Source organism: Serratia sp. YC16 (assembly GCF_009707615.1).
Lineage (GTDB): Bacteria > Pseudomonadota > Gammaproteobacteria > Enterobacterales > Enterobacteriaceae > Serratia > Serratia surfactantfaciens.
In genome coordinates this window covers 157,243-172,608 of the sequence record NZ_WLYN01000007.1, presented here as the reverse complement: position 1 = coordinate 172,608, position 15,366 = coordinate 157,243, and the positions used below count along the sequence as shown (strand labels likewise).

21 protein-coding genes are annotated in these 15,366 nt (G+C 58.6%); 14 read left to right on the top strand and 7 right to left on the bottom strand.

The window, feature by feature from the left end; all coding sequences use genetic code 11:
• Positions 1-158 precede the first annotated feature (158 nt).
• The 3 genes from GKN89_RS19005 (at position 159) to GKN89_RS18995 (ending at position 1,396) form a co-directional block, all read left to right on the top strand.
• On the top strand, positions 159-371 hold the full coding sequence (locus tag GKN89_RS19005; protein WP_019453896.1) for a hypothetical protein: 213 nt from the start codon (positions 159-161) through the stop codon (positions 369-371).
• Positions 372-401: 30 nt separating this feature from the next.
• On the top strand, positions 402-854 hold the full coding sequence (locus GKN89_RS19000; protein ID WP_019453897.1) for a GNAT family N-acetyltransferase: 453 nt from the start codon (positions 402-404) through the stop codon (positions 852-854).
• Between the two features lie 113 nt (positions 855-967).
• Positions 968-1,396: a molybdopterin-binding protein gene (locus GKN89_RS18995; RefSeq protein ID WP_063919858.1), complete on the top strand. Its 429-nt coding sequence runs from the start codon at positions 968-970 to the stop codon at positions 1,394-1,396.
• Between the two features lie 36 nt (positions 1,397-1,432).
• Here the strand turns inward: GKN89_RS18995 and GKN89_RS18990 are convergent, their stop codons facing one another.
• The gene (locus tag GKN89_RS18990) at positions 1,433-2,050 is read right to left on the bottom strand and encodes a LysE family translocator (protein ID WP_154747548.1); all 618 of its coding nucleotides are present in this window, start codon (positions 2,048-2,050) and stop codon (positions 1,433-1,435) included.
• Positions 2,051-2,244: 194 nt separating this feature from the next.
• On the opposite strand from GKN89_RS18990, the gene GKN89_RS18985 reads away from it, so the two are divergent.
• On the top strand, positions 2,245-2,706 hold the full coding sequence (locus tag GKN89_RS18985; RefSeq protein WP_019452433.1) for an Lrp/AsnC family transcriptional regulator: 462 nt from the start codon (positions 2,245-2,247) through the stop codon (positions 2,704-2,706).
• A 36-nt stretch (positions 2,707-2,742) separates the two neighbouring features.
• Here the strand turns inward: GKN89_RS18985 and GKN89_RS18980 are convergent, their stop codons facing one another.
• Both GKN89_RS18980 and GKN89_RS18975 read right to left on the bottom strand, forming a co-directional pair.
• Entirely contained in the window at positions 2,743-3,951 is a 1,209-nt protein-coding gene (locus GKN89_RS18980; protein WP_154747547.1) for an NAD(P)/FAD-dependent oxidoreductase, read from the bottom strand.
• A 164-nt stretch (positions 3,952-4,115) separates the two neighbouring features.
• Positions 4,116-4,655 (bottom strand): Rrf2 family transcriptional regulator, encoded by a 540-nt coding sequence (locus tag GKN89_RS18975; RefSeq protein ID WP_019452431.1) that lies wholly within the window; start codon positions 4,653-4,655, stop codon positions 4,116-4,118.
• Between the two features lie 339 nt (positions 4,656-4,994).
• On the opposite strand from GKN89_RS18975, the gene GKN89_RS18970 reads away from it, so the two are divergent.
• The 4 genes from GKN89_RS18970 to GKN89_RS18955 all read left to right on the top strand — a co-directional run bounded on the left by GKN89_RS18970 (position 4,995) and on the right by GKN89_RS18955 (position 7,828).
• A complete protein-coding gene (locus tag GKN89_RS18970) occupies positions 4,995-6,464 on the top strand; it encodes a M48 family metallopeptidase (protein WP_063919860.1) in 1,470 nt (489 codons plus the stop codon).
• 20 nt (positions 6,465-6,484) lie between these two features.
• Positions 6,485-6,838 (top strand): arsenate reductase (glutaredoxin), encoded by a 354-nt coding sequence (gene arsC, locus GKN89_RS18965; RefSeq protein ID WP_019452429.1) that lies wholly within the window; start codon positions 6,485-6,487, stop codon positions 6,836-6,838.
• Positions 6,839-7,038: 200 nt separating this feature from the next.
• Entirely contained in the window at positions 7,039-7,221 is a 183-nt protein-coding gene (locus GKN89_RS18960) for a hypothetical protein (protein ID WP_154747546.1), read from the top strand.
• Positions 7,222-7,282: 61 nt separating this feature from the next.
• Entirely contained in the window at positions 7,283-7,828 is a 546-nt protein-coding gene (locus GKN89_RS18955) for an AlpA family transcriptional regulator (protein WP_063919862.1), read from the top strand.
• A gap of 7 nt (positions 7,829-7,835) precedes the next feature.
• Here GKN89_RS18955 and hda read toward each other — a convergent pair whose 3' ends face one another.
• Positions 7,836-8,537, bottom strand: coding sequence for a DnaA inactivator Hda (gene hda / locus GKN89_RS18950; RefSeq protein WP_025159568.1), 702 nt, complete (start codon positions 8,535-8,537; stop codon positions 7,836-7,838).
• 272 nt (positions 8,538-8,809) lie between these two features.
• On the opposite strand from hda, the gene GKN89_RS18945 reads away from it, so the two are divergent.
• Both GKN89_RS18945 and GKN89_RS18940 read left to right on the top strand, forming a co-directional pair.
• Positions 8,810-9,325, top strand: coding sequence for an E3 ubiquitin--protein ligase (locus tag GKN89_RS18945; RefSeq protein WP_154747545.1), 516 nt, complete (start codon positions 8,810-8,812; stop codon positions 9,323-9,325).
• A gap of 32 nt (positions 9,326-9,357) precedes the next feature.
• The gene (locus GKN89_RS18940; protein ID WP_004941647.1) at positions 9,358-9,606 is read left to right on the top strand and encodes a GlsB/YeaQ/YmgE family stress response membrane protein; all 249 of its coding nucleotides are present in this window, start codon (positions 9,358-9,360) and stop codon (positions 9,604-9,606) included.
• Positions 9,607-9,651: 45 nt separating this feature from the next.
• Here GKN89_RS18940 and uraA read toward each other — a convergent pair whose 3' ends face one another.
• Entirely contained in the window at positions 9,652-10,941 is a 1,290-nt protein-coding gene (uraA, locus tag GKN89_RS18935) for a uracil permease (protein WP_004941645.1), read from the bottom strand.
• A gap of 207 nt (positions 10,942-11,148) precedes the next feature.
• Complete coding sequence (upp, locus tag GKN89_RS18930; protein WP_004941642.1) at positions 11,149-11,775, bottom strand: uracil phosphoribosyltransferase; 627 nt, start codon at positions 11,773-11,775, stop codon at positions 11,149-11,151.
• A gap of 255 nt (positions 11,776-12,030) precedes the next feature.
• Here upp and purM point away from each other — a divergent pair, with 255 nt between their 5' ends.
• The 4 genes from purM (at position 12,031) to GKN89_RS18910 (ending at position 14,787) form a co-directional block, all read left to right on the top strand.
• Positions 12,031-13,068, top strand: coding sequence for a phosphoribosylformylglycinamidine cyclo-ligase (purM, locus tag GKN89_RS18925; RefSeq protein ID WP_370520235.1), 1,038 nt, complete (start codon positions 12,031-12,033; stop codon positions 13,066-13,068).
• Entirely contained in the window at positions 13,068-13,706 is a 639-nt protein-coding gene (gene purN, locus GKN89_RS18920) for a phosphoribosylglycinamide formyltransferase (protein ID WP_063990481.1), read from the top strand. The genes purM and purN overlap by 1 nt, the downstream gene beginning before the upstream one ends.
• Before the next feature lie 113 nt (positions 13,707-13,819).
• On the top strand, positions 13,820-14,371 hold the full coding sequence (gene speG / locus GKN89_RS18915; RefSeq protein ID WP_004941631.1) for a spermidine N1-acetyltransferase: 552 nt from the start codon (positions 13,820-13,822) through the stop codon (positions 14,369-14,371).
• Positions 14,372-14,571: 200 nt separating this feature from the next.
• Entirely contained in the window at positions 14,572-14,787 is a 216-nt protein-coding gene (locus GKN89_RS18910; RefSeq protein WP_154747544.1) for a hypothetical protein, read from the top strand.
• A gap of 216 nt (positions 14,788-15,003) precedes the next feature.
• Here GKN89_RS18910 and GKN89_RS18905 read toward each other — a convergent pair whose 3' ends face one another.
• A complete protein-coding gene (locus GKN89_RS18905) occupies positions 15,004-15,366 on the bottom strand; it encodes a DUF596 domain-containing protein (protein WP_154747543.1) in 363 nt (120 codons plus the stop codon).

Genomic DNA, 15,366 nt, shown 5'->3' with positions numbered 1-15,366 from the left:
AGGGAAATTTGACCGCCGGCAGGAAATCAGAATTTCGCCAATGCACGCGATCGTGAACCATTCGGCATCAGCGAAAAGAAATGAGATTTTCGTCAGACAGTCGCCGGAAAAAAACCGGTAGCATGGCCAACATAATCCCAGATGCGGTTGGGGGAGAGATGAACAACAAGCCGTTTGAATTTGATGAAGCGATCTGCCTGGCGATTGGGCGTGGCGTCTGTGAGGTCGTGAAGATAGGGGATGAAATCAGCGTCTTCTCCCTATTGGAAGCTATCGAAGGTTTCATCGAGCGGCAGGCGCTCAGCGAAAGCGAGGTCGCGGCGGCGGACGACGCGCTGGATCTGATCACCGGTTTGGTCCACCGCCAATAGTGATTCATTAACGAACAGAGAAGGAATACCATGGCAATACCTTCCCCACTGGTCTGGCAGCGTGCAGACTATCTCGTCAGTACCGATCCCGCCCTGCTGGATCTCGACGCCATTCATGCATTTCTGACCCGTTCGTCCTGGGCGGAAGGGATCGACAAAGAGACCGTCCGCCAGTCCCTCGCCCACAGCCTGTGCTTCGGTTTGTATCACGACGCCAGGCAGATCGGCTTCGCCCGGCTGGTCACCGATTACGCCACCTTCGGCTATCTGTGCGACGTGTACGTGCTGGAGACGCATCAAAAAAGCGGGTTGGGCCTGTGGCTGACGGAATGCTGCCAGGCCCATCCGCTGATGGCGACACTGCGACGAGTCATGCTGGTCACCAGCACCGCTCCCTGGCTCTACGAAAAAGTGGGCTACACCGCCATCAACAACCCCGATTTTGTCTGGCAGATCGCCCGGCCGGACATCTATCGACGTTAAATTTTCAGTCAAGTCACCCCGCTCCCCCTCTTTCCCCGCGCCATTGAAAGCACAGTGGTCAAGGGGCATGCCGGGCGACAAATTTTACCTTTCGCCCCTTTCAAGGAGAATCTATGCCCGTTTCAGCCCGTAACCAATTAGCCGGTACCGTGTCTTCCGTCGCCAAAGGCGCCGTCAACGACGAAGTGGAGATCACCCTGCCGGGCGGTGAGAAACTGGTGGCCATCGTGACGGTGCAAAGCCAACAGTCGCTGGGATTAACCGTCGGCAAAGAGGCCGTCGCACTGATTAAAGCGCCCTGGGTGATCCTGGCGACGGAGGATTGCGGCTTGCGTTTTTCCGCTCGCAACCAGTTTGCCGGGGAAGTCATTGCGGTTGAGCACGGCGCGGTCAACGGCACCGTCCACCTCAAAACGGACGCCGGCTTTGTGCTGACGTCGGTGATCACCAATGAAAGCCTGCAGGAAATGGCGCTGAAGAACGGCTCGCGCGCCATCGCGCTGATCAAGGCCTCATCGGTGCTGCTCGCGGTCAGAGACTGATAGCGCCAGGCCCGCGCAAGCGGGCTGTTCAAACCGCTATTTCAGCGCCTGCTCGGCCAGCAGCCCGAGGGCGATGAGGATCATCGCCGCGCCGGAAATGCGCCCCACCACCTTCGCGGCCTGCGGACGCGTGCGCAGCACCGACTGTGAACCAAACCCCACCAACAGATACACCAGGCCGCAGCTGATCAAATGCACGACGCCCAACGCCAGCATCTGCATCGGCACCGACCATGCGGCCCGGGCGTCGGTAAACTGCGGCAGCAGCGCCAGAAACAGCAGAAACACCTTGGGGTTCAGACCGCTGACGCACACGCCCTTGCCGGCCCAGCGCAGCCAGGAGTCGGAACGCTGATCCTCGCCGGCGCCCGGCACCGGCGGGTGCAGCAGCATGTTGAAGCCGATCCACAGCAGGTAAGCCGCCCCCAGCAAGGTGAGCGCCGTCAGCGCCAGCGGGTTGCCGACCAGCAGCGCGCCGACGCCCGCCACCACGATCGCAATCATCAGCAGGTGGCCGAACAGCAAGCCGGCGACGGCGGGTACCACCACGCGGCCGCGAATGCCCGCCGAGATCACATAAGCCCAATCCATACCCGGCGTGATCACCAACAGAATCGACACCGCCCAAAACGCGGCGAACAACGCGAGCGTCATGCCGGCACCCTCTCAAACGCGCCGCACCACACCGAACAAAGAACCATTGCGCTTTCCTCGTGGAAGAAGAGCGGCCTCCGCCTGCCGCGGTGGCCGTCAAAACCGTTCAACAGATGGCAAGAATATCCTCAAGGCGTTAAAATGTGCTTTCAATTACTTGCCTGAAATCGGTGCAAACGGGGAAATTTTTCCAAATGGATAAGATTGATCGCAAAATTCTTGCTGAATTGCAGGTTGACGGCCGTTTGTCGGTGACCGAGCTGGCCGAGCGGATCGGGTTGAGCGTCTCCCCCTGCCACCGCCGGGTGCGCGCGTTAGAAGAGTCCGGCGTGATCAGGGGTTACCGCGCCCAGCTCGATCCCGGCAGCCTGGGCTATAACTTTTCTGCTCTGGTGTTCGTCACCATGCGCGAAGGCGATCGCCGCGCCGTCGAAACCTTCGAAAATGCCATGGTGGACATTCCCCAGGTGGTACAGGCACAGCGGCTGTTCGGCGATCCGGACTATCTGCTGCACGTCATCGCCCGCGATCTCCCCGCGTTTCAGCAGCTTTACGACGAGAAGCTCTCCGCCCTGCCTGGCGTGCAGCGCCTGAGCTCGACGCTGGTGATGAAAACCGTGGTGCCGGAGCGTTCATTCCTGCCGCTGGGCAAATGACGACGGGAGCGCTGCCGCTCCCGTTTTTACTTCCCTTTAAGGCACAATCACGAAATCCGGATTGGCGACGGCAAACAATGCCTCGCGATCCGCCGCCGGTGGGTAAATCCACTGCGTGTTGATCTCCTGCTTAATCTTTTTGCCTTCCTGGCGGGTAAAGCGCACCTGGCGCTGCCAGCCTTCGGTATAGAGCGCGCCCCAGGGCCCCAGATCCAGGCAGGTCACATACTTCGGCTGGCTGTACGGATGCGTCGGCAACCCCGCCAGCTCCGCCGCCGCATTGTGGCCGGCGACGCGGCCAAGGCTCAGCGCATGCTGGCAGGTCATCAGGTTGTGATTGCCAAGATCGTCGGTCGCCGCTTTTACCGTATCACCGGTCACGAAAATGCCCGCCGCCGCCGGCGCGCGCAGGAAGGCGTCGCCGATCACCCGGCCGCTGCCGTCGCGCTCGCCGGGGATCTGCTCGGTCAGCGGATGCGCCCGCACGCCCGCCGCCAGGATCACCGTGTTGGCGGCGATGCGTTCGCCGTTCGACAGCGTGGCTCCCTCGGCGTCGATAGCCGAGACGCGCAGGCCGGCCCGCATTTCCACGCCGCACTCGGTCAGCGCCTGTCGTATCACCGCCCCCGGCTCTTCGCCCATTCCGGCGCCCACTTCCGGTGCGGTATCGACGATCACCACGCGCACCTTCTCATCTTTGCCCAGCGCATCGCGCAACCTTTGCGGCATCTCCGCCGCGCTCTCCAGGCCGGTCAGCCCCGCGCCCACCACCACGGCGGTGTTGCGCGCCGGCGTCGAAGGTTTGGCCGCCAGCGCTTTGATATGGGCGTCCAAACGCTGCGCGCTTGCCAGCGTATCGACGTTGAACCCGTATTCGGCAAAGCCCGGCACCGCAGGAACGGCAAGCCGGCTGCCGGTGGCCCACACCAGGCGGTCGTAGGCCAATTCAAGGCATTCTCCCGCCACCGGCGCCACCGTGAGCGTTTTGGCGGCGGCATCGATGCTTTCGACCGTTCCGGCCAGATGCCGCACGCCAACGGCGGCGAGCTGAGCGGAAATGTCCGGGTTCATGTTTTCCAACACCGCTTCATACAGGCGCGGGCGGATGGTGACCGTTGGCGTCGGCGAGACCATGAGCACCTCGATATCGTCATGCTTACCGGCGAGGGTAATGGCGCGCATGGCGGACACGGCGGCCCAAAAACCGGCAAAACCGGAACCGGCAATCACTATTTTCTGCGTCATGGGATGACTCCTTCATACAGGGTTAACCGGGCGATAAGGCTTGCCCGCAGTTTTTTCGGATGAACGATGCCGTTCCGCTCCCGTAACAGGGTGCAGAAGGCCCGCCCGCCCCTTCCGAGGAGGCGGGAATAAGTGTGTTTGCTTTCTTAAAGGAAAGGCGGAGCTTAGGTCTTGGCGCGCGCCGTTTTGCCGCTGCGCGCGGTGCGCTCCGTCATGCGCTCGTCGAGCCAGACGTTGACTTCACCGAAGAAGCCCTGCGGCGCCTTGCGGCCAAAGCGGGCGGCGACGTCGCCGAGAGTCTGCGCCGCCAGCGCATCGCGCATCGCCTTCTCCGCCTGCAGCATCACCGCATGAATAGCGCATTTGCCGGAGACAGCCCAATCCGGCGGGGAATCATCGAACACCGCGCAGCGCCCGCGCACCTCCTGGCAATCGAACAGCGGCTTGTGCCCCTCGATGGCGTCGATGATCGCCAGAAAGCTGATCTCGTCCGCCGGACGCGCCAGCCGGTAACCGCCGCGCACCCCTTCGCTGGCGGCGACGATCCCCGCCTTTTCCAGCTTGGGGAAAATCTTGGCCAGAAAGCTGGGGGAGATGCCCTGCAGCTCAGCGAGTTCGCGGCTGCTGAGCGCGCGCTGGTTATCGCCGACCAGCCACAGCAGGCAGTGGATGCCATATTCAACGCTGGTTGTGATGTACGCCATATGTCCGTTTCGATCGTCAGTGAATCTTCAATAACGCAGACTATATGAGTCTGCGTTTATCTTGTCAATAAAACACAGATCAACTTTGTCCGCGTTTTATTGGCAATTCGTTCGGCTGACGGCGAAGAAAACGTCCTTCGAAATGAAAAATAAAACATTTTTGCCCGATTCGCGCCCGGCTAACGTTTCCTTGTCGGCGGCGGCTGACTATGATGTGATGAGCGCCGCCGCCGCGGTTTGTGAACCGCCGCACTTTCATGCGGATTGCGCGGTGGGAATAAAGAACTCTTGTCTGCTGCTGACGTCTTAGAAATGATTATTTAAGGGAAACGCCTGACTATGACCAACCGGTTGACCAAAACCGCGTTAGCGGTGCTGCTGCTCGGCACGCTGAACGCCACCGCCCTGGCGCCAGCACAGGCGGAAAGCCAGGACCAGTTGCCGGACATGGGCACCTCCGCCGGCGGCACCCTGAGCATCGGACAAGAGCTGGCGATGGGTGATTTCTACGTGCGCCAACTGCGCGCCAGCGCCCCGCTGATCAACGATCCGCTGCTGAGTCAGTACATCAATCAGCTTGGCAACCGGCTGGTGGCCAGCGCCTATTCGGTGCGCACGCCGTTCCATTTCTATCTGGTGCGCAACGATGAGATCAACGCCTTCGCCTTCTTCGGCGGCAACGTGGTGCTGCACTCCGCGCTGTTCCGCGTCAGCGACAACGAAAGCCAGCTGGCTTCGGTGCTGGCGCACGAAATCTCGCACGTCACCCAACGCCACCTGGCGCGCGCCATGGAAGATCAGCAGCGCAACGCCCCGCTGACCTGGGTGGGTGCGCTCGGTTCCATCCTGCTGGCGATGGCCAACCCGACCATGGGCATGGCGGCGCTGAGCGGCACCCTGGCCGGCACCCAGCAAGGCATGATCAGCTTTACCCAATCGAACGAACAGGAAGCCGACCGCATCGGCATTCAGGTGCTGCAGCGCGCCGGTTTCGATCCGGAAGCGATGCCCGACTTCCTGCAGAAGCTTTCGGATCAGTCGCGCTACGCTTCCAAGCCGCCGGAAATGTTGCTGACCCACCCGTTGCCGGACAGCCGCCTCTCCGACGCGCGCAACCGCGCCAACCAGATGCCGAAACACATCGTGCAGTCTTCGCAAGACTACCTGATGGCCAAGGTGCGCTCCCTGGGCATGTACAGCTCGGAAGGTTACGGCCTGAACGAAGAGCTGCTCGGCTCGCTCAGCAGAGGCAATGTGCGTGAACAGGCAGCCGCCAAATACGGCCGCGCCATTCTGTTCTATGAAGCGAAAAAATACGACGACGCGCGCAACATCATTCAGCCGATGCTGGCGCAGGATGCGAAAAACGTCTGGCTGATCGACCTGATGACCGATATCGATCTCGGCCAGAAACGCGCACCGCAGGCCATCGCCCGCCTGCAGGCGGCCAACGCCGCCCAGAACAACAATCCGGTGCTGCAGCTCAACCTGGCCAACGCCTATGTCGAAGGCAATCAGCCGGCGCAGGCGTCGAAGATCCTGAACCGCTACACCTTTGCCCATCCGGACGATCCGAACGGGTGGGATCTGCTGGCGCAGGCCAGCGCCGCTCAGGGGCTGCGTGATGAGGAGCTGTCGGCCCGCGCGGAAAGCCTGGCGCTGACCGGCCGACTCGATCAGGCCATCGGCCTGCTCAGCAACGCCAGCTCGCTGCAGAAACTCGGCAGCCTGAAACAGGCGCGCTACGATGCGCGCATCGACCAGCTGCGCCAACTGCAACAGCGCTTCCGCCAATACCAGCGCAGCTGATTCAACAAGGAATGAACGCCATGAAAAACGTCACGATTTACCACAACCCGCGCTGCTCCAAGAGCCGTGAAACCCTGGCGCTGCTGGAGCAGCACGGCGTCGAGCCCAAGGTGGTGCTGTACCTCGATACGCCCCCTACGGTCGATGAGCTGAAAAAGCTGTTGAAGGAACTGGGCTTCGCATCGGCGCGCGATCTGATGCGTAAAAAAGAAGACCTGTACAAGGAGTTGAAGCTGGCGGACGAAAGCCTGAGCGAAGAGCAGCTGCTGGCGGCGATGACGGCGAATCCGAAACTGATCGAGCGCCCGATTGTGGTGAAAGGCAGCAAGGCGCGCATCGGCCGCCCGCCGGAGCAGGTGCTGGAGATTTTATAATCGTCCGGCAAGTCTCTTATTGAACCGCAAAATACCAATAGCCCTGAACAGGGCTATTTTTAATTGCTTGTTATATAAATATTTTTCGTCATCATCGCCCTCTCCTGCTGCTATGCTGCGCAAACGCCAAGTCTCACGGTGACACAAGCGTTGACAACCGTCAACACCCCATCTACCCTGATCGCATCACTGGACGAGCGATGAAAAAACACCCAGACAAGCACATCCAGGCGGCGTTAGCTTACGCCCTTTCTCAGGGCTGGCATTTTCGCCCAGGCAGGGGACATGCTTTTGGCCGGCTGCATTGTGCCTTTGCCGGGCACCAAGAACATATGATGAGCATCTGGAGCACGCCGAAAAACCCAGAGCTGCATGCCAAATAGATCCGGCGTAAAGCCGATCACTGCCTGGCGCTGCCACAGAAAAAATAGCCGGAGAATCACCATGACGCTCTATCACTTCTCATTGACGTTGAGCGGGGTCAACGCCGACACCGCCGGGCTGGAGGATGCGCTGTTTGCGGCAGGATGCGATGACGCGCTAATCTGTTTCTACGGTAAAGCCGTCTATCTGGAATTTGATCGAGAAAGCGATAACTTTGCCCACGCCATTTGCAGCGCCATCAGCGATATTGAATCGGCAAATATTGGCGCCAACGTGATATCGGTGGATTCCAGCCTGGTAGGGGTAAGCGATATTGCCGAGCTTACTGAACTGTCTCGTCAGGCAATCGCCATGTTAAAAGACGGTACTCGCGGCCCCGGCGGTTTCCCTTCCCCGGTTCAACGGCTCGGCGGTACCTCACCGCTATGGCGCTGGGCTGATGTGGCGGCCTGGTTGGCACAACAGGGGAAAATCGACCCAAGGCTCGCAGACAATGCGCAGTGTCTGGAACACATCAACCTCGCTTTGCAACTGCGCGGCGATCGGCAACGCCAGCAGGTTGAGCACTACTGCTCCCTGCTGGAACACGCAGAAAAACAGGCTTGATGGCTCGTTACAGCCCCAGAATCTCTTTAACGAACGGGATGGTCAGCTTGCGCTGGGCGGTGATCGAGGCGCGATCGAGCTGATCGAGGGTCATAAACAGCGTGCGCATCTCGCGATCCAGCCGCTTCAGCAGGAAGCGACCCACGTCTTCCGGCAGCTCGAAGCCGCGCAGCTTGCCGCGCAGCTGCAGCGCCAGCAGTTTCTCTTCGTCCGACAGCGGCTGCAGCTTGTAGATCTGCCCCCAGTCCAGACGCGAAGCCAGATCCGGCAAACGCAGGTTCAGTTGGCGCGGCGGGCGATCCCCGGTGATGAACAGACGGGTGCGGCCGGTTTCCAGAATGCGGTTATAGAGGTTGAAGATCGCCATCTCCCACTCTTCATCGCCGGCGATGCACTCGATGTTATCGATGCAGACCAGCGCCAGCTGCTCCATGCCGTCCAACACTTCAGGCACGAAGTAAGCGCGCTTGTCGAGCGGCACATAGCCCACCGCTTCCCCTTTCTGCGAAAGCTCGGCGCAGGCCGCATGCAGCAAATGGCTGCGCCCGCCGCCTTCACGCGACCAAAAATAGATATAGCTGCCATGTTCCTGACGGACGGCGGATTGGATCGCGGCTAATAGGGATGGGTTCTCGCCCGGATAAAAACTGGCGAAAGTTTCATCATCGGGAAGATAAAGTGGCAGTGAAAGCTGTGCCGGCGTATTCAGAGAAGCACCTCAACCAAAACTGGCAGAAAAACGCGGGCAGTTTAACACAGAAAACGGCCGCTGTTGAACCGGCAGGATCTTATGCCGCAATAGTGAGCAATGCCTTAGCGTCGTTTAATCGATTGCGGCTCCCTCACCGGCAAGAATAGTCTGATATCAAACCCTAACCCCATGCCTACGCAGGTTAAATTTGTAATTTAAGTAAAACCTGACCTAGTATAGGTAGGCAAAACGCAATCACCATCAACAAGGTTTCTGCAAGGATATAGACGATGAAAGTATGGAATAAAGTGCTGTTAGCCTCCTTTATCGGGTTGTTGGTTGCCGGCTGTGATGACTCCTCCAAGGTTGACGCCAACCTGGATAAAGCCAAAGACAGCGCCGAGCAGATGAAAGACGCCGCCCAGAAAAAAGCGGACGATCTGACGGACAAGGCAAAAGCGACGGCGGATGAAATCAAAAAAGAGGCCGCCACGCAGGCTGACCAGCTGAAGGACAAAGCCTCGGCGATTAAAGATGAAGCCGCCAAGCAAGCGGACGCCATCACCAACGACGCCAAGGCCAAAGCCGCCGCGCTCAAAGATGACGCCGGCAAGCAGAGCCAGCAGTTGGTGGATCAGGCCAAGGCCATCAAGAATGACGCCATCAACGGCGCCAACGATCTGACCGAGCAGGCCAAGGCGAAAACCGAAGCCATCAAGAACAGCGCCGAAAACAAAGCGCAAGAGTTGAAACAAGAGACCGATGCGGCGGTGAACGGCAATACACAGCCGGCCACCCAGCAGTAAGCCATACTCAGCCACCAAGAGAGGAGCAGTAAATGGGGATTATTTCCTGGATTATCTTCGGCCTGATCGCCGGTATTTTGGCTAAGTGGATCATGCCCGGCAAAGACGGCGGCGGCTTTATCCTGACCGTTGTGCTGGGGATCGTCGGTGCCGTGGTCGGCGGCTATATCAGCACCTTCTTCGGCTACGGCAAGGTTGACGGCTTCAACTTCGGCAGCTTCGTGGTGGCGGTCATCGGCGCCATCGTGGTGCTGTTCGTGTACCGCAAAATTCGCAGCTAAGGCGAATGACCTATCAAAAGGGCAGCCCACGGGCTGCCCTTTTCGTTACTTCTGCTCGGCCGGTTCGTCCGGCGCGTCAAGCACCTCTTCTTCCTTGCGGAACAGGCTGATGACCTTGAACAGCAGGCTCAGGCCGATGCCGACGATGGTCGCCAGCGCCATGCCTTTCAGCTCCGCCGCGCCGATGTGCACCTTGGCGCCGCTCACGCCGATGATCAGAATCACCGAGGTCAAAATCAGGTTTTGCGCTTTGTTGTAATCCACTTTGGATTCGATCAGCACGCGAATGCCCGAGGCGCCGATCACGCCGTACAGCAGCAGGGAAACACCGCCCATCACCGGCACCGGCACCGCCTGGATCGCCGCCGCCAGCTTGCCGATGCAGGACAGCAGGATAGCCAATACCGCCGCGCCGCCGATCACCCAGGTGCTGTAAACCTTGGTGATGGCCATCACGCCGATATTCTCGCCGTAGGTGGTGTTTGGCGTGGAGCCGAAGAAGCCGGAGAACACCGTCGAGATACCGTTGGCGAACATCGAGCGGTGCAGGCCCGGATCGCGGATCAGATCTTTTTTCACGATGTTGGCGGTCACCACCAGGTGCCCGACGTGCTCGGCGATCACCACCAGCGCCGCCGGGAGGATGGTGAAGATGGCGAACCACTCAAAGCGCGGGGTGTAGAAGGTCGGCAGTGCGAACCAGTGCGCCTCGCGGATCGGGGTCAAATCCACCACGCCCATGAAGAACGACAGCGCATAGCCCACCAGCACGCCGATCAGGATCGGGATAATCGCCAGGAAGCCGCGGAACAGCACCGAGCCGAGCACCGTGACCGCCAGCGTCACCAGAGAAATGGTGATGGTGGTCGAGTCGGCGCTGGCGCCTTCCGCCGGCAGCAGCCCCGCCATGTTGGCCGCCACGCCCGCCAACTCCAGGCCGATGACGGCAACGATCGCCCCCATCGCCGCTGGCGGGAACATCACGTCCAGCCAGCCGGTGCCGGCCTTTTTCACGATCAGTGCCACCAGGCAGAACAGCACGCCGCACATGATGAAACCGCCCAACGCCACTTCGTAACCGAGCGGCAACAGCAGCAGCACCGGCGAGATAAACGCGAAGCTGGAACCGAGATAGGCCGGGATCTTGCCTTTACAGATGAACAGATACAGCAGCGTGCCGATACCGTTGAACAGCAGTACGGTCGCCGGGTTGATCTTGAACAGGATAGGCACCAGCACGGTGGCGCCGAACATGGCGAACAGGTGCTGGAAGCTGAGCGGAATGGTCTGGAGCAGCGGCGGGCGCTCGCTGACGCCGATGGCGCGACGGGTCATGTGTGCTTTTCCTCTGAGTCATTAATCGTTATGCAAGCTGAATTGTCTATGCTCAATGGATTTCAAGTTACAGCCAGGCGGCCAGGGCAATAATCCCCAGGAGCTTATATCAAATAAGTGACTGGGGTTATTGCCTGCAGCCAACAACGCTGTAGCTTGAAAGACGAAGAGCATAAAAAAGCCGACTCGTTAAGTCGGCTCAAATGTTTACTTGGTACCAAATATCTTGTCGCCCGCATCGCCCAGGCCAGGCACGATGTAGCCCTTGTCGTTCAGGCACTGATCGATGGAAGCGGTGTACAGCTCAACGTCCGGGTGCGCTTTCTCCAGCGCGGCGATGCCTTCCGGCGCCGCCACCAGCACCAGCACCTTGATGCTGTGGCAGCCGGCTTTTTTCAGCAGATCGATAGTGGCGATCATCGAACCGCCGGTGGCCAGCATCGGGTCGACGACCAGCGCCATGCGCTCTTCGATGTTGGAAACCAGCTTCTGGAAGTACGGCACCGGCTCCAGGGTTTCTTCGTCGCGGTATACGCCCACCACGCTGATGCGCGCGCTCGGCACATGCTCCAGCACCCCTTCCATCATGCCCAGACCTGCGCGCAGGATTGGCACCACGGTAATCTTTTTCCCTTTGATCTGATCCACTTCAACTGGCCCGCACCAGCCTTCGATGGTGACTTTTTCCGTCTCCAGATCGGCGGTCGCTTCATAGGTCAGTAAACTACCCACTTCTGAGGCCAGCTCACGGAAGCGTTTGGTGCTGATGTCATTTTCGCGCATCAGGCCAAGCTTGTGTTTTACCAGCGGGTGTTTCACCTCAACGATCTTCATCATTTTTCTCCTATTAAGGTGGTTGCGGCCAAAAAAATCGCGGGATTATACCTCCTTTTTTTCGCCGCGCCACCCACAATAGCCCGATCGGGATCAACAAAAGTTTGAATATCAGTATAGATGACGAAAAAGCGGAGCCGGTTCACAAGCCGCTCGCAAACGTTTGCCTGCGCTGTTAGAATTGCCGCGCCTTATTCCGGAATCAACATCGGAAGCACAGTTTTCAAACCGCAAATCGTCGTGGGGAATCGCGCAGTGACCGACAAAACCTCTCTCAGCTATAAAGACGCAGGTGTCGATATCGATGCAGGCAACGCATTGGTAGACCGCATCAAAGGTGTAGTTAAACAGACCCGTCGCCCGGAAGTGATGGGCGGTCTGGGCGGGTTTGGCGCCCTGTGTGCGTTGCCGCAGAAATACCGCGAGCCGGTGCTGGTTTCCGGTACCGACGGCGTGGGCACCAAGCTGCGTCTGGCGATGGATCTGAAACGCCACGACACCATCGGCATCGATCTGGTGGCGATGTGCGTCAACGATCTGGTGGTTCAGGGCGCCGAGCCGCTGTTCTTCCTCGACTATTACGCCACCGGCAAACTGGACGTAGACACTGCGGCCAGCGTGATCACCGGCATCGCCGAAGGCTGCAAACAGTCCGGCTGTGCGTTGGTGGGCGGCGAAACCGCTGAAATGCCGGGCATGTACCACGGCGAAGACTACGACGTGGCTGGTTTCTGCGTCGGCGTGGTCGAAAAATCCGAGATCATCGACGGCAGCAAAGTGCAGTCCGGCGACGCGCTGATCGCCCTGGGCGCTTCCGGCCCGCACTCCAACGGCTACTCGCTGGTGCGTAAAATCCTGGAAGTGAGCAACACCGATCCGACCGTGACTCAGCTGGAAGGCAAGCCGCTGGCCGACCACCTGCTGGCACCGACCAAGATTTACGTGAAGTCCGTGCTGGAGCTGATCGAGAAGGCGGACGTCCACGCCATCGCTCACCTCACCGGCGGCGGCTTCTGGGAAAACATTCCGCGCGTGCTGCCGGAAGGCATGCAGGCGGTGATCGACGAAGCCAGCTGGCAGTGGCCGGCGGTGTTCACCTGGCTGCAGCAGGCCGGCAACGTCAGCCGTCATGAAATGTACCGCACCTTCAACTGCGGCGTAGGCATGGTTATCGCCCTGCCGGAAGCCGAAGTGGAATCGGCCATCGCGCTGCTGACCGCGGCAGGTGAAAAAGCGTGGAAAATCGGTAAACTGACCGCCTCTTCCGACGAACAACAAGTGGTCATCAACTGATGAAAAAGATCGTGGTGTTGGTCTCCGGCCAGGGGAGCAATCTCCAGGCGCTGATTGACGCCTGCCAGCAGGGCCGCATCGCCGCCGAGATCGTAGCGGTGTTCAGCAACAAGGCGCAGGCTTACGGCCTGCAACGCGCCGAAGCGGCGGGCATCGCCGCCCAGGCGCTGGATGCCAAGGCTTACGCCGATCGCGCGGCGTTCGACGCTGCGCTGGCGGACGCCATCGACCAACATCAGCCCGATCTGGTGGTGCTGGCCGGCTACATGCGCATCCTCAGCCCGCAGTTCGTGCAGCGCTATGCCGGCCGCATGCTGAACATCCACCCTTCCCTGCTGCCGAAATACCCGGGGCTGCATACCCACCGTCAGGCCATCGACAACGGCGACAGCGAACACGGCACCTCGGTGCACTTCGTGACCGAACAGCTCGACGGCGGCCCGGTGATCTTGCAGGCCAAGGTGCCGATTTTCGCTGACGATGAAGAGGATGACGTGGTTGAACGGGTGCAAACCCAGGAACACACGATCTATCCACTGGTAGTGAGCTGGTTCGTCGACGGCCGCCTGGCGATGCGCGATGGCGCCGCCTGGCTGGACGGCGAACGCCTGCCTGAGCAGGGTCACGCCGCCGACTGATGCGCGCAGCCTGAACCTTGCCTAAACGGCGCCCGTGCGGCGCCGTTTTTTTTCGCCTTCCCCCTTCCCGGGACGTTATACTTTGCACAATTTCACGGCACAGAGGAGCCCACATGTCCAGCACTGCCAGCGTCAGGTTACGCCCATTGGAACGGGACGATCTGTCGTTCGTCCACCAGATGGACAACAACGCCAGCGTTATGCGCTATTGGTTTGAAGAACCCTACGAAGCCTTTGTCGAGCTTTCCGATCTCTACGACAAACACATCCACGATCAGAGCGAGCGTCGCTTTATCATCGAGCACGAAGGCGCCAAGGTCGGCCTGGTGGAGCTGGTGGAGATCGATCACATCCACCGCCGCGCTGAGTTCCAGATCATCATCGATCCCGCCCACCAGGGCAAAGGCTACGCCAGCACCGCCGCCCGTCTGGCGATGGACTACGGCTTCTCGGTGCTGAACCTGTATAAGCTGTACCTGATCGTCGACAAGGAGAACCCGAAGGCGATCCACATCTACAGCAAGCTGGGCTTCAACGTGGAAGGCGAGCTGATCGACGAGTTCTTCGTCAACGGCGAATACCGCACCGTGCTGCGCATGTGCATCTTCCAGCCGCAATATCTGGCGAAGTTCAAAACGCCCAATGATAAGCCGCTGGTGAAGTGACGCTTAGCGAGAAAAAGAGAAAACCCGCCCAGGCGGGTTTTTTATTGGGAAATAAGAAGCTAGTATTAAGGGATGCTCTTTATCGTCAGGAAATAGCCTGATTAATAAGAAAATGAATAATATTCCCCAAGATAATTAATCGAAAAATAATTAATAGTGATAGTAAGAGTAACCCTCTGCCTCTACAAAGGAAAAATGCCATGACGACCGTTTCAAACCTGCTGCTTTTTATCGGCCTGACGATGCTCGCCATCGCCGCCGGGCTGAATACCTATAGCGGCTACGCGCCTGCAGATCCCAATAGCACTCAGTTATTTTCCCCGCTCTGGTGGACACGCTGGTTCCCGCTCTATGCCTCGGGGGCCGCGTTGCTGCTGGTGGGGGTGGTGCTGCGGGTTTCTGGGCGGGGACGATAAAAACCCAATTTCATCGTAGATATTGCAGAGCGATATATGCGCCATATTCATTATCAAAGCGAATACTTCTGCAATGTGCATATATTGCAAACCGAATTATTTTAAAACACCAATAAAATCAACACATTATTTTTATTACTGCGTAATAAAAAACCCACTTTTGCGGGTTTTTTATCACCGGTTAACAGCTTATCACGCCACTAACAGTATCAGTAACTACGTCCAATCTTGGTAGCCGTCTTCATGAATCCAGACAAGGCCACCAGGGCATTCCTCTTCATAGAACCAAATGTCTTCATTTTTTGTTTTCCATTCCTCTTCTGTCTTAGGGAATACAGCTTTGTAATGTGTTACCTGTTCTTCAATGTCTCCCTCAAGGAATTGGCCATGTTTGCCTAACCTTACTCTTCCTTCAGCCATAAAGTGATGAATTAATTCGAAAAAATAGTTTTTCTTTTCTTCGTAGGACAATGTATTCCTATCAAAATTATCAGCTCTCATAGCTGACCATACGGTTCCAATGGAAGCACCGTCCAACTCTTCACTAAACAGTTTGTATTGATCATCGCTATACAACAT

Bases quoted from the DNA above. Each gene is read 5' to 3' on its own strand.
- GKN89_RS19005 (WP_019453896.1), top strand. From the start codon at position 159: ATGAACAACAAGCCGTTTGAATTTGATGAAGCGATCTGCCTGGCGATT.
- GKN89_RS19000 (WP_019453897.1), top strand. From the start codon at position 402: ATGGCAATACCTTCCCCACTGGTCTGGCAGCGTGCAGACTATCTCGTC.
- GKN89_RS18995 (WP_063919858.1), top strand. From the start codon at position 968: ATGCCCGTTTCAGCCCGTAACCAATTAGCCGGTACCGTGTCTTCCGTC.
- GKN89_RS18990 (WP_154747548.1), bottom strand. From the start codon at position 2,050: ATGACGCTCGCGTTGTTCGCCGCGTTTTGGGCGGTGTCGATTCTGTTG.
- GKN89_RS18985 (WP_019452433.1), top strand. From the start codon at position 2,245: ATGGATAAGATTGATCGCAAAATTCTTGCTGAATTGCAGGTTGACGGC.
- GKN89_RS18980 (WP_154747547.1), bottom strand. From the start codon at position 3,951: ATGACGCAGAAAATAGTGATTGCCGGTTCCGGTTTTGCCGGTTTTTGG.
- GKN89_RS18975 (WP_019452431.1), bottom strand. From the start codon at position 4,655: ATGGCGTACATCACAACCAGCGTTGAATATGGCATCCACTGCCTGCTG.
- GKN89_RS18970 (WP_063919860.1), top strand. From the start codon at position 4,995: ATGACCAACCGGTTGACCAAAACCGCGTTAGCGGTGCTGCTGCTCGGC.
- arsC (WP_019452429.1), top strand. From the start codon at position 6,485: ATGAAAAACGTCACGATTTACCACAACCCGCGCTGCTCCAAGAGCCGT.
- GKN89_RS18960 (WP_154747546.1), top strand. From the start codon at position 7,039: ATGAAAAAACACCCAGACAAGCACATCCAGGCGGCGTTAGCTTACGCC.
- GKN89_RS18955 (WP_063919862.1), top strand. From the start codon at position 7,283: ATGACGCTCTATCACTTCTCATTGACGTTGAGCGGGGTCAACGCCGAC.
- GKN89_RS18945 (WP_154747545.1), top strand. From the start codon at position 8,810: ATGAAAGTATGGAATAAAGTGCTGTTAGCCTCCTTTATCGGGTTGTTG.
- GKN89_RS18940 (WP_004941647.1), top strand. From the start codon at position 9,358: ATGGGGATTATTTCCTGGATTATCTTCGGCCTGATCGCCGGTATTTTG.
- uraA (WP_004941645.1), bottom strand. From the start codon at position 10,941: ATGACCCGTCGCGCCATCGGCGTCAGCGAGCGCCCGCCGCTGCTCCAG.
- upp (WP_004941642.1), bottom strand. From the start codon at position 11,775: ATGAAGATCGTTGAGGTGAAACACCCGCTGGTAAAACACAAGCTTGGC.
- purN (WP_063990481.1), top strand. From the start codon at position 13,068: ATGAAAAAGATCGTGGTGTTGGTCTCCGGCCAGGGGAGCAATCTCCAG.
- speG (WP_004941631.1), top strand. From the start codon at position 13,820: ATGTCCAGCACTGCCAGCGTCAGGTTACGCCCATTGGAACGGGACGAT.
- GKN89_RS18910 (WP_154747544.1), top strand. From the start codon at position 14,572: ATGACGACCGTTTCAAACCTGCTGCTTTTTATCGGCCTGACGATGCTC.
- GKN89_RS18905 (WP_154747543.1), bottom strand. From the start codon at position 15,366: ATGTTGTATAGCGATGATCAATACAAACTGTTTAGTGAAGAGTTGGAC.